This is a genomic window from Halorubrum rarum (assembly GCF_048380895.1).
GTDB lineage: Archaea > Halobacteriota > Halobacteria > Halobacteriales > Haloferacaceae > Halorubrum.
The window spans coordinates 62,346-73,346 of record NZ_JBLWMN010000003.1 but is presented as its reverse complement, the minus strand read 5'-3'; the positions used below and the strand labels follow the sequence as shown (position 1 = coordinate 73,346).

Sequence of the window (11,001 nt, the reverse complement as noted above, 5' to 3'; positions counted from 1 at the left end):
CGGTGACGAGGACGGTGACGGTGACGGTGACAAAGACGGGCGTCTCTCGACCGTGACAGCGCTACGGAACCTGGGTGACGCGGTCGACGCCGTCGAGCTCCGCGAGGTCGTCCGCGAGCGCCGTCTGATCGACGCCCGCCTCGTAGTAGAACACGAGATCGAACGTGCCGTCGCGGAGCAGCTGTTGACACTCCCAGACGAACGCCTCGTCGTCGAGGGTGAGTCCCTGGAACTGGTTCGAGGAGAAGTCGGTGTCGTCGTTGCCCGCCTCGATGTACGTCTCTCCCTTGCCGGCGTGATCGGCGATGACCTCGTTCGCGGCGACGGTCAGATCGTGCATTTCGAGGTCCTCTCGACCCGACAGATCGGTGTGGATGATACAGCCGGCCAGCTCGATCTCTCCCGGTTCGAGCAGCGCCTTCGTCCGCTCGTACAGGTCGGTCTCGAGTGTCTCGCTCATACGTCGTCGTTTTCGCTCGACTGATAAACGAATACCGATCCCGGTCGCGAGACCGCGATGAGGGTCGAGGCGCTTACTGGAACGCGCCGCCGGGTTCGGCCTCGGGCGAACGATCCACCTCCGACCGCTGGAACTGCCGTTCGATCTCCTCGTACCGCTCTCGCGTCTCGGGAGTGACGCTCGGCAGGACCTCGTTCAGGGCGTCCTCGAAGTGTTCCATCGTCACGCGAACGTTGCCGACGGACTCGCCGACCTCCTCTCTGGACACGCTGGCGATGAACTCCCGGGAGGCGTTCATCGACGCCTCGCGGGCGACCGCCTCGATGTCGGCTCCGACGTACCCCTCCGTCTTCCGTGCGAGGGCGTCGAGGTCGACGTCGTCCGCGAGAGGCTTGTTCCGCGTGTGGACGTCGAGGATCTTCCGCCGCGCCTCCTCGTCCGGGACCGGCACGTGGACGTGTCGGTCGAGCCGTCCGGGGCGGAGCAGCGCGGAGTCGATCAGGTCCGGCCGGTTCGTCGTCGCGATGACGACGACGTCCTCCAGCGATTCGAGCCCGTCCAGCTCCGTCAGCAGCTGTGAGACCACACGCTCGCCGACGCCGGAGTCGCCGGAGTTCTTGCCGCGCTCGGTCGCGATCGAGTCGATCTCGTCGAAGAACACGATCGTCGGCGCGTTCTCGCGTGCCTTGCTGAACACCTCGCGGACGCCCTTCTCGGACTCGCCCACGAACTTGTTCAGCAGTTCCGGCCCCTTGATCGAGATGAAGTTCGACTCCGCCTCGTTGGCGACGGCCTTCGCGAGCAGGGTCTTGCCCGTCCCCGGCGGACCGTACATCAACACGCCCTTGGCGGCCTGCATGTCGAGCTCCTCGAACACCTCGGGGTACTCCAGTGGCCACTGGATCGTCTCACGGAGCCGTTCTTTGGTGTCCTCCAAGCCACCGACCTCGGCCCAACTGACGTCCGGCACCTCGACGAACACCTCGCGGAGCGCGGAGGGTTCGATCCCTTTCAGTGCCTGTTTGAAGTCGTTCTCCGTGACCTGGATCGAGTTCAACACGTCGGCGTCGATCTCGTCGCTCTCGAGATCGAGTTCGGGGCGAATCCGCCGCAGCGCGTGCATCGCCGACTCCTTGGCCAGCGATTCGAGGTCCGCACCGACGAAGCCGTGCGTGTTCTCCGCGTACTCGTCCAGATCGATGTCGTCGGTCAGCGGCATCTTCCGCGTGTGGACCTGCAGGATCTCCTTGCGGCCGTCGCGGTCGGGGACGCCGACCTCGATCTCGCGGTCGAACCGACCGCCGCGCCGGAGCGCCGGGTCGATGGCGTCGACGCGGTTTGTCGCGCCGATGACGACGACCTCGCCGCGCTCCTCTAAGCCGTCCATCAGCGAGAGCAACTGTGCCACGACGCGGCGTTCCACGTCGCCGCCGGCCTCCTCGCGTTTGGGCGCGATCGAGTCGAGCTCGTCCATGAACACGATCGCGGGGGCCTCCTCGGTCGCCTCCTCGAACACGTCACGGAGCTGCTCCTCGCTCTCGCCGTAGTATTTCGACATGATCTCCGGGCCGGAGATCGTGTGGAAGCTGGCGTCGATCTCGTTGGCGACCGCCTTGGCGATCAGGGTCTTCCCCGTCCCCGGCGGGCCGTGGAGCAGGACGCCCTTCGGCGGGTCGATGCCGAGCCGCTTGAACAGCTCCGGGTGCCGCATCGGCAGCTCGATCATCTCGCGGACCTGTTCGAGCTCGTCGTCGAGGCCGCCGATGTCCTCGTAGGCCACGTCCGGGGTTCCGTCGCTCGGTGCCGTGCCGCTGGGACCCGCACCGTCCATGATCTCCTCGGCCGGCTTCTCGGAGATCTCGATCTCCGTCGAGTCGGTGACGACGACGGTTCCCGTCGGCGACGTCGAGGCGATCTTCAGCGGGACCGCCTGCGACTGTCCGCCCATGAAGCCGAAGCCGAGCGGGAGCTGGACGTTCTGCCCCTCCGTGACTGGCTGACCGCCCAGCTCACGACGGATCAACGCGTCGATGTTGCCGCGGATCCCCAGCCGTTGGGGTAACGCGATGGTGACCCGTTCGGCGGGCTCGACGTCGACGGGCTCGATCGTCACGCGGTCGTCGATACCGACGCTCGCCTCCTGGCGGAGCTTCCCGTCGATACGCACGATTCCCGTGCCGTCGTCCTCGGGGTAGCCGGGCCAGACGCGTGCGATCGCCGCGCCCTCTTGCCCCTCGACGCGAATGAAGTCTCCGCCGGAGAGATCGAGCTCCTCGGCGGCGACGCGGTCGATCGCGGCGAGACGGCGGCCGGCGTCCTTCTGTTTCAGCGGTTTAACAGTGAGTTTCATAGCGCTCCCTCGACCGTGAGTACGCCGTTGATCACCGAAACGCTATCGGCCGTTCCGGGGAGCGTGAACTCCGATTCGACCGGCTCGTCGCCGTCCTCGATCACGATGATCGCGGTGTCGCCGACGGTGTCGACGGTGATCGTCTCGTCGTCGACGCCGACGTCGGCAGCGACGACCCACTTGTCCTCGTAGTCGTAGCGGCGAAACAGCGCGTCACCGCCGGTAGATTGGGTGAGTGTCATCGTATTCCTAACTACAGGTTAGGTATGTAGGTATTTAAATCCATCGCCAATGATCGCATGACGTGATAGCCGCCGATCGAGTCGGTTGTGTTGTGGTTCACACCGATCCACCGACGGTTCGACCGCGCCACCCATCGACACTGGCAAACGCCGCCCACGTCGCGACCCCTTTCCGGGTCCCGCCTGAAGACGGGACGAGATGACCCGTGTCAGCGCCGGTGCCCGCCTCCACTTCGGATTTACCAACCTCAGTCTCTCCCACGAGCGCCTGTACGGCGCGTTCGGCGTCGCCCTCGCGGCCCCTCGAACCGTCGTCGAGGCGGAGCCGAACGACGTCGTCGACGCCACTGTCGGCAGTACCGCCGACGTTCACGCCACTGTCGACGATATCGCCGACGTCCGTACGTACGCTGAGCGAGCGTGCGATCTCCTCGACGTACCGGGTGCGTCGGTGGTTGTCCACGAGTCGCTCCCCCGTCACGCGGGCCTCGGAAGCGGAACCCAGCTGGCGGCGACGACCCTCGCCGCGATCTCCCGCACGTACGGTCACGCCCCCCGGGTTCGAGAGCACGCTCCGGCGCTCGGTCGCGGCGGTCGCTCGGGGATCGGAGTCGCCGCGTTCGAGCGCGGCGGGTTCGTCCTCGACGCCGGCCACCCGACCGCCCGGTTCACGACCGATCGGCCGACGGACGGGGAGTGGACGGTGCCGGCGGTGGCCGCGCGCCACACCGTCCCGGAGGACTGGCGGTTCCTGCTCGTCCGACCGAACGCGGAGCCGGGGCGGAGCGGCGGCGTCGAGGACGCCGCCATGCGCGGCGCCGTCGAACGGGCCGATCCGGGACTCGCCGACCGCATCGCGGGGATCGTCACTCGACGGGTGCTCCCGGCGATCGCCGAGGGCCGCGCGGAGCCGTTCGGGGCCGCAGTCGCGGAGATCGGACGACTCAACGGCGCGTGGTACGCCGACGAACAGGGCGGCGTGTACCGACCGCCCGTCGGCGACGTCGTCACCTCGCTGGAGTCGTCGCCGGCGGTGTTCGGAGCCGGGCAGTCCTCGTGGGGACCGACCGTCTACGGCGTCACGAACGTCGACCACGCGGACGCGGCGCTGGCGGCGGGCGAGCGCGCTCTCGACGCGGCCGGCGTCGACGGCGAGGTGTCCGTCGTCAGCGGAACCAACGACGGTGCCCGGATAGAGGAGTGAGTCGGCACGGACCGCGCGAGCAACAACACTAAGCGGTGAGCCCTCCCGAGAGGGAGTATGTCTCGTGTTCCGTTCGGCGTCGCCAGACTCGACTCGCTGCTCGGCGGCGGTGCACCGCCCGGAAACGTGGTGTTGCTCGCGGGCGAGTCGGGCGCTGGCGCACGGGAGTTTCTCTACACGAGCGCGGCGATGAACGCCCTCGCGCGCGGCGACGAGGAACTGTTCGACCTGTACTACGGCGATCTCGACGCCGACGCCGCCGTTCCGCCGGAGGTTCATTACCTCTCGTTTACCGCCGGGGTCGACGCGCTCACGCGAGAGATGGAGTACACGATGTCCGAGGAGATCGTCGAAGCGGCGATGCCTGAGATCACGTTCCGCGACCTCTCACCTGAGTTCTTCCAGGCCAGTCCGATCCCCCGCGAGTGGTACGAGGGAGAGACGACGTCGATCACCGAACTGAGCGAGCGCGGGCGAAACCCGGCGGTGTTGACCGCTATCGGCGACTACCTCACCGAGCACGCTCCCGGCAACGTCGTCTGTCTCGACTCGGTCACGGACCTCGTGTCCTCGGTGTCCGACGAACTGGAGTGGACCGACATCGCGATGGTGATGAAGGGGCTCAAGAAGGCCGCGTACCACTGGAAAGGGCTGATCCTCGTTCTGGTCAACGAGGAGGCGCTCACCGACAGGGAGTTCGGTGTTCTGATGGACGCCGCCGGCGGGACGCTCCGGTTCGCGTGGGAGAGCGGCGGATCCCAGCGTGCTCGAACGATGGTCGTCCGGGAGTTCCGCGGCGTCCTCTCCCGGCTGGAGGAGGAGAACATCGTCCGATTCGAGACGGAGATCCACGACGGCGGATTCGACATCAGTGACGTTCGAAAGATCCGATGACCTCGACCGATCCGGCGAGTATCGATCGAGCGCGCTCGCGCGGCAGATTACTTAAGGACACCCGTCCAAAGACTAGTCGATGCAGGTGAGCCGCGATGACTGACCTCGATGCGGCCGACGGGAGCCTCGATTCGATCGACGAGGATCTCGACGCGGCGGAGCGTGCAGTGGCGAACGCCGCACGCGACGCCGACGTGAGCCGCGAGGAGGTTCTCGAACGAGTCATTGTCGCGCTCGCGGAGGCGAACGACATCGAGGTACCGGACGCCGACGAGGTCGCGGCGATCGAGCGGCGTCTCGCGTCCATCGACGAGACGACACCGAGCGAGGACGAGGTCGCAGCGATCCGGTCGGTCGTCAGTGAGCTCGGGGAACGGACCGACCGGATCGACTCGTCCGTCGACGACCTCGCGGTCGATATCGACGCGCTCGTCGCCGAGGTCGACGAGATATCGGTCGAGCTTCGAGAGCTCGACTCGGCAGTCGAGGACACGTCGGCCGGCCTCGCAGAACTCGAAGCCGACGTCGGCGAGAAGATAGCGGACCTCCGTGAGCGGGTCGTAACGCTCTATCGGGACGTGGAATCGAACGCGTCGAACGACCACGCGCATCCGGAGATAGAGGACGCCGTCGCGGAGCTTGATGCGGCGATCGAAGCGGTCGACGACCGACTGGACGGCGTCGAGGACGAGCTCGAGGGAGTCGATCGCTTCGACGACATCGACGACCGGCTCACCGACCTCGAAGCGTCCGTCGAGGACCTCGGGATGCGACACGAGGAGCTGCCGGAGAAGCTGTCCAAGGTCGCGAACGCGGTCGTTCGGACCCAGCGACGGCTCGAACCGATCGAGCGGTACGTCGCCGACGGCCGGCGGCTCGCGGAGCTCACGGCGTCGGCGAACAGACACGGTGTTCGGAAGGCCAACTGCGAGGAGTGTGGAAACACCGTGCTCGTCCCGCTGTTGGCGGCTCCGGAGTGTCCGCACTGTGACCGGCGGTTCCGCGACCTCGACGCGAGCACCGGCTTCTTCGGAACGTCGACGCTGCTCGTCGGCGATCCGCCCGCGCTGGAGGGAGACGTCTCCGCTCGCAACGACGGCGGTCTCTCCGACGCCGACGGGGGGTCGGACCGATGAACAGGGACGATCCGGACGACGACGCGGACGGGGACCACGCTCGCCGGCGCGATCCCTTCGACGAACTCGCGGCGTCCGACGACCCGGACGACGAGTCCGGTTCCGTTGCGGACGTGTTCGCCGATCTCGATACGACCGGACCGGAGTCCGACGAGAGCGGACCCGGCCTGGACGAAGCCGACCGGGAACCAGGATCTGACGGGGGGCCGTGGTCGGGGTCGGACGACGGACCTGACGAGGGGCCGTGGTCGGGATCGGGATCGGACGACGGACCTGACGAGGGGTCGTGGTCGGGAGCGGGGTCGGACGACGCGGACCCGTTCGCGGACCCGTTCGCGGACCTCGACGAGTTGAGCGACGACGTCGGTGCCGGGAGCGACGCCGACGGCACGCTCGACGACGTCTTCGAGCGGATGGAGGTCGACGAGCTGAGCGACGACGACGTGTGGGACGCGCTCGACGGCAACGTCACGTTCGGGGGGGAGGCGACGACGATCGATCCGGACGGTCCCGACCACGTCGTCGACAAGCGCAAGTACTGCCAGCGGTGCCCGCACTTCTCGGCACCGCCGGACACGACCTGCACGCACGAGGACGGGACCATCGTCGAAGTGGTCGACACCGACGAGTTCCGGGTTCGCGGCTGTCCGATGGTGTCCGAGGGCGGTCCGCGGTTCGACCGGTAACCGTTCGCGGCGAGCGGCCTGGCCGCGGAATCGGTCATATAAATGGGTGCGGCCCGTACCGTCGGGATATGCAGTTCTGTGACGACTGCGGCTCGATGATGGTCTCACGCGACGGCGAGATGGTGTGTCAAAACGACGACTGCGGGGCGACGACGGAGCGGGACGAGGAGCTCGCCGCCCGGTTCGAGTCGACCGAGGAACAGACGGGCGAGGAGGTGATCGAGACCGAGGAGGGCGCGAACTTCGAGGGGAAACCCACCGCCACCGACGTCGTCTGTGAAAAATGCGGTCACGGCGAGGCGTGGTACACGATCAAACAGACCGGAGCCGCCGACGAGCCGCCGACGCGCTTTTTTAAGTGCAAGGAGTGTGGACGGCGCTGGCGCGGGTACAACTGAGCCCGGCCGGCGGTTCGTCGCTCCCGTGGTCCGACGGTTCGTCGCTCCCGTGGTCCGCCGATCCGACGTCGTCGAGCGCGACACCCCGTCCGATCGCAACGATCCGTACTAACACGAACAATTATTAAGGATACGCACATACGTCTCGTCGTGCCACCCGTAGTACACGAGTAACTCCCGTTCGGAGGCTTCATCGCCGTCGACGACGGCTGCGCCGTCGCTTCCGGACGATTCGACCACAGACGGTGACGACGAACAGCTCCCGAGCGCCGCGGCCGCGATCGCGCGCTCGGCGTCGACGTTCGACCCGACGGACACCCGACCGATTCCGAACGGAACCGACGACGAGAACCTGTACGCCGGCTCGCTCCACGTCGAGTGAGCCCGGCGACGGACGCTTTTTAAAACCGCGCGACGTACGGCCGACCGGCCGATGACGAATCACCGCTCCGAACTGACTCGGCACCAGTGATGACGAGCCCTATGAGTGCCGAGGCCAGCTTTCCGTCCACCGGTTCTCGAGGGGAGAAGTGTACGACTGTCGGAGTCGTGTCTGCGTCCTTTTAAGCGAGGACGGTCGCTATGTACAAGCGGTCGAGGCGAATGCCACGGGGCTGGACTCCGAGTCGATTCACCGTCGGATGACACGAGTCACTGATCGTCGCGTTCGTCGCTCTCCTCCGTCGGCCACGTCACGCCTCCGAGAAAGGGGATGCCGGTTTTCTGCGCAGCGCGAGAGATCATGTGTGCGCCCGTCGGAACCGTCAGGAATAGAAAGACGATACCGATCAGGGAGGTCAGCCCTGCGCCGCCGGGGCCGAAGTGGACGAACCCAGCAAGGAACGTTGCGACCGTCCCGAGCGTCGTCGGCTTGCTCGTGGCGTGCATTCGGTTGTAGACGTTGGGAAACCGAAGAAGCCCGATCGTGCCGGTCGTGAGAAAGAACGTGCCGACGACGACGAGCGCGATGACGGTCAGGTGTCGGATCGCTTCGAACTCGACCATCGTCACTCGATCCCTCCCGTACGGGCCACGAGCAGTACCGCAGTGTGCTGATGTTCGTCGTACATGGTTACGATTGGCGAGTAATGATGTCTCCCTCTGTGAGATACTTGGCAACGGTGACCGTCGAGAGGAATCCGATGATGGCTAACACGAGACTGACGGTCACGAACAGTCCTCGGTCGGTCTTGAGCGCGAACAGCATTGCGATCGCGACGACGTTCGTCGCGATGGCGTCGAGTGCGACGACGCGGTCCGGGACGGTCGGCCCCCTGATAACTCGATAACTACAGAGCAAACTCAGCGCCGCGACAACGATCAGCGCCGCGTCGATCGTCGCCGCGGCGAGGGCCGCCTCATTGATCATCGTTTACATCACCGGATTCGATATCCGATTCCGCGTCAGTTGGGTCGTCGATCGATTCCGTCACTTCGAGGTGATCCGTCATCGTCTTCGGTTCGGGCGGGTGGTCGGGGGGATGGACCGTGATCTCCGGCGGCGGATGCTCCGGAGAGAGCTCTTCGTCGAAGATAACGAGCGCGTAGTCCTCCCAGGTCCGTATCGGTTCGACGATCGTGTTCGGGTCCCGTCCGTCGATGGCGTGTACATAGAGAGCGTTCGTATCGGGATCGTGGTCGAGTGTGACCGTCCCAGGGGTGACGGAGATACTGTTGGCGATAGTCGTAATTCCTAACGTGGTCTTCACGCGCAAAGGGATAAATATGACCTGTGGTTCGAGCGGCATCCGCGGACTGAACACCCGGTAGACCATATCGAAGTTGGCTACGATGACCTCCTTTACGAACACGAGGACGTAGAGGACTACGTACGGAATAGCGGTGAACGACTGTGCGATCCCGATCTCTTCTTCGAAGAGTCGCCGGAAGACGTACGCGACAGGGAGCCCGACTGCCAACCCAACCAGAAAGTTCGCGAGTAGCGATGCGGGCGTGAACGCCGCTCCACGAACGAACACCCACAGCACGCCGAACAGGACGCCAGCGACGAGCCACCGCCGAACCATCATGCGGTCTCACCTCCGCTCAATTCGACCACGTCGACGTAGCCCTCGGTGTCGAGTGCCGCAGTTGCTGCGGCATCGACGAACTGATAGACCGGTTCGAAGCCGACACCGACGGCGATCACGAGGATCGCGAGGGTCGCTACCAAAGCCACCTGCCGACGGTCGAGCGTTGCTGTTTCGACCGCAGCGGTCCGATGGCCCCAGAAACTACCCATCCACGCTCGCGTGGAGTACACGAGGGTCAGGACCGCTCCCGAAAGCAGGACCAGCAAGACGAGCGCAGCGCTCGGTGTCGGCAGGCTTGCCAACCAAACGATAACCGTCTCGAAGGCGAGAAATTTGCCGAAGAACCCAACGAGCGGCGGGACACCGATCAACGAGAGGCTGCCGACGAAGAACGCCCCGGCAAAGACGGGCGAGCGTGCACCGAGTCCACCCAGCTTCGCTAACCTCGTCGTCCCCGTCCCGTCGCGTATCACGGCTGTGGACAGAAAGAGCATACTCTTCGTCAGAGCGTGGTGTAGCGCGTATGTGAGTCCGGCGAGTATCCCCAGATGTTGAATCGACCCCGTCGATGTCGCCGCGGCGATCCCGATCGGTACCGCGATGAATCCCACCTGTCCGATACTGGAGTACGCCAACAGTCCCTCAAGCGTGTCGCGGCTGATCGCACCGAGTCCACCAACGAGGATGCTCAGGCAACCAACCGTGAGGAGGACTGGAGCGACGTACGTCAGCGGCGAGTTGCCCGAGATACCCGGCGCACTAACCGAAAGCGTCGTGCCAGCGAAGACGGTGAAGTAGAAACGAACGATGGCGTACATCCCGACTTTTTTCATCGCCCCGGCGAGCATCGCTGTGATCGGCAGCGGTGCGGCCCGATAGGCTGAAGGGACCCAAAACTGGAACGGCACCAGGCCGGCCTTCAGCGCGAAGGGAACGAACACGAGCATGGAGAGACCGAGAACGGGAGCCACGTCGATACCCGCGCTAGGGTCGGCCAGTTTCTGCGCCATGTCCGCCATATTGAGCGTCCCGAGGGTCGCATACAGACCACCGATACCGAGCAGCATCAGCACGCTCCCGATGAGGTTCAACACGACGTACCGCATCCCTGCAGCGGTGTGTTCCGCATCACCATAGAACGCGACGAACCCATAACTGGCCATCAGCATCACCTCGAACCAGATGAAGAGGTTAAAGAGATCACCCGTGAGGAACGCACCGGTCGCACCCAAAAGCAGGAAGTGGAAGAGTGGGTGGTAGTACACCCGTTGCGTCTCCCGATCCATGTAGCATACCGAGAAGGTGATACTGTAGGTCCCGACGACCGCAACGATCGTAAGCATAAACGCTGACAGACCGTCAGCGACGAGCGTAATACCGAACGGTGCGGTCCAGCCGCCAACCTGATAGGCTGCGGCCCCCGGCGCAGTCGGCGCGAGGACGACGAACCAGTCGAGGACGCCAACGGCGACTGTGTATACGAGCGTACCAGCGACGCTCACCGCTCGCTGGAAGCGTGGCCATGGGCCCGTGACGAGCGTAAGTACGATACTCACGAGCGCGATCAGTATCGGCGCGATCACGAGTGTCTCCATCAC

Annotated in this window: 12 protein-coding genes; 5 read left to right on the top strand and 7 right to left on the bottom strand. The window is 65.3% G+C overall.

Annotated elements, in window-relative coordinates; all coding sequences use genetic code 11:
- Positions 1–61 precede the first annotated feature (61 nt).
- From ACNSN7_RS03515 to ACNSN7_RS03505, 3 genes are all read right to left on the bottom strand, one after another.
- Entirely contained in the window at positions 62–460 is a 399-nt protein-coding gene (locus tag ACNSN7_RS03515; protein ID WP_418280706.1) for a DUF5778 family protein, read from the bottom strand.
- Positions 461–533: 73 nt separating this feature from the next.
- Entirely contained in the window at positions 534–2,810 is a 2,277-nt protein-coding gene (locus ACNSN7_RS03510) for a CDC48 family AAA ATPase (protein WP_418280705.1), read from the bottom strand.
- Entirely contained in the window at positions 2,807–3,052 is a 246-nt protein-coding gene (locus ACNSN7_RS03505) for a DUF7127 family protein (RefSeq protein ID WP_418280704.1), read from the bottom strand. Before ACNSN7_RS03505 ends, ACNSN7_RS03510 begins: the two co-directional genes overlap by 4 nt.
- Before the next feature lie 199 nt (positions 3,053–3,251).
- Between ACNSN7_RS03505 and ACNSN7_RS03500 the strand changes: the two genes are divergently transcribed.
- The 5 genes from ACNSN7_RS03500 to ACNSN7_RS03480 all read left to right on the top strand — a co-directional run bounded on the left by ACNSN7_RS03500 (position 3,252) and on the right by ACNSN7_RS03480 (position 7,370).
- Positions 3,252–4,256, top strand: a complete 1,005-nt coding sequence (locus tag ACNSN7_RS03500) for a beta-ribofuranosylaminobenzene 5'-phosphate synthase family protein (RefSeq protein ID WP_418280703.1) — start codon at positions 3,252–3,254, stop codon at positions 4,254–4,256.
- 57 nt (positions 4,257–4,313) lie between these two features.
- On the top strand, positions 4,314–5,150 hold the full coding sequence (locus ACNSN7_RS03495; RefSeq protein WP_418280701.1) for an RAD55 family ATPase: 837 nt from the start codon (positions 4,314–4,316) through the stop codon (positions 5,148–5,150).
- Positions 5,151–5,245: 95 nt separating this feature from the next.
- Positions 5,246–6,286 (top strand): hypothetical protein, encoded by a 1,041-nt coding sequence (locus tag ACNSN7_RS03490; protein ID WP_418280700.1) that lies wholly within the window; start codon positions 5,246–5,248, stop codon positions 6,284–6,286.
- Complete coding sequence (locus tag ACNSN7_RS03485) at positions 6,283–6,972, top strand: DUF8135 domain-containing protein (protein WP_418280698.1); 690 nt, start codon at positions 6,283–6,285, stop codon at positions 6,970–6,972. The genes ACNSN7_RS03490 and ACNSN7_RS03485 overlap by 4 nt, the downstream gene beginning before the upstream one ends.
- 68 nt (positions 6,973–7,040) lie before the next feature.
- Positions 7,041–7,370 (top strand): transcription factor S, encoded by a 330-nt coding sequence (locus ACNSN7_RS03480; RefSeq protein WP_418280697.1) that lies wholly within the window; start codon positions 7,041–7,043, stop codon positions 7,368–7,370.
- Positions 7,371–8,021: 651 nt separating this feature from the next.
- Here the strand turns inward: ACNSN7_RS03480 and mnhG are convergent.
- From mnhG to ACNSN7_RS03460, 4 genes are all read right to left on the bottom strand, one after another.
- A complete protein-coding gene (gene mnhG / locus ACNSN7_RS03475) occupies positions 8,022–8,375 on the bottom strand; it encodes a monovalent cation/H(+) antiporter subunit G (protein WP_418280695.1) in 354 nt (117 codons plus the stop codon).
- A gap of 67 nt (positions 8,376–8,442) precedes the next feature.
- Positions 8,443–8,739: an MrpF/PhaF family protein gene (locus ACNSN7_RS03470; protein WP_418280694.1), complete on the bottom strand. Its 297-nt coding sequence runs from the start codon at positions 8,737–8,739 to the stop codon at positions 8,443–8,445.
- Positions 8,729–9,400, bottom strand: a complete 672-nt coding sequence (locus tag ACNSN7_RS03465; protein ID WP_418280693.1) for a Na+/H+ antiporter subunit E — start codon at positions 9,398–9,400, stop codon at positions 8,729–8,731. Before ACNSN7_RS03465 ends, ACNSN7_RS03470 begins: the two co-directional genes overlap by 11 nt.
- The gene (locus ACNSN7_RS03460) at positions 9,397–10,998 is read right to left on the bottom strand and encodes a complex I subunit 5 family protein (RefSeq protein ID WP_418280691.1); all 1,602 of its coding nucleotides are present in this window, start codon (positions 10,996–10,998) and stop codon (positions 9,397–9,399) included. The genes ACNSN7_RS03465 and ACNSN7_RS03460 overlap by 4 nt, the downstream gene beginning before the upstream one ends.
- Between the last annotated feature and the right edge of the window lie 3 nt (positions 10,999–11,001).

What these genes read in the sequence shown, in the direction of transcription:
- ACNSN7_RS03490 (WP_418280700.1), top strand. Translation starts at nt 5,246, where the DNA reads ATGACTGACCTCGATGCGGCCGACGGGAGCCTCGATTCGATCGACGAG.
- ACNSN7_RS03515 (WP_418280706.1), bottom strand. Translation starts at nt 460, where the DNA reads ATGAGCGAGACACTCGAGACCGACCTGTACGAGCGGACGAAGGCGCTG.
- ACNSN7_RS03505 (WP_418280704.1), bottom strand. Translation starts at nt 3,052, where the DNA reads ATGACACTCACCCAATCTACCGGCGGTGACGCGCTGTTTCGCCGCTAC.
- ACNSN7_RS03510 (WP_418280705.1), bottom strand. Translation starts at nt 2,810, where the DNA reads ATGAAACTCACTGTTAAACCGCTGAAACAGAAGGACGCCGGCCGCCGT.
- ACNSN7_RS03460 (WP_418280691.1), bottom strand. Translation starts at nt 10,998, where the DNA reads ATGGAGACACTCGTGATCGCGCCGATACTGATCGCGCTCGTGAGTATC.
- ACNSN7_RS03500 (WP_418280703.1), top strand. Translation starts at nt 3,252, where the DNA reads ATGACCCGTGTCAGCGCCGGTGCCCGCCTCCACTTCGGATTTACCAAC.
- ACNSN7_RS03485 (WP_418280698.1), top strand. Translation starts at nt 6,283, where the DNA reads ATGAACAGGGACGATCCGGACGACGACGCGGACGGGGACCACGCTCGC.
- ACNSN7_RS03480 (WP_418280697.1), top strand. Translation starts at nt 7,041, where the DNA reads ATGCAGTTCTGTGACGACTGCGGCTCGATGATGGTCTCACGCGACGGC.
- mnhG (WP_418280695.1), bottom strand. Translation starts at nt 8,375, where the DNA reads ATGGTCGAGTTCGAAGCGATCCGACACCTGACCGTCATCGCGCTCGTC.
- ACNSN7_RS03465 (WP_418280693.1), bottom strand. Translation starts at nt 9,400, where the DNA reads ATGATGGTTCGGCGGTGGCTCGTCGCTGGCGTCCTGTTCGGCGTGCTG.
- ACNSN7_RS03470 (WP_418280694.1), bottom strand. Translation starts at nt 8,739, where the DNA reads ATGATCAATGAGGCGGCCCTCGCCGCGGCGACGATCGACGCGGCGCTG.
- ACNSN7_RS03495 (WP_418280701.1), top strand. Translation starts at nt 4,314, where the DNA reads ATGTCTCGTGTTCCGTTCGGCGTCGCCAGACTCGACTCGCTGCTCGGC.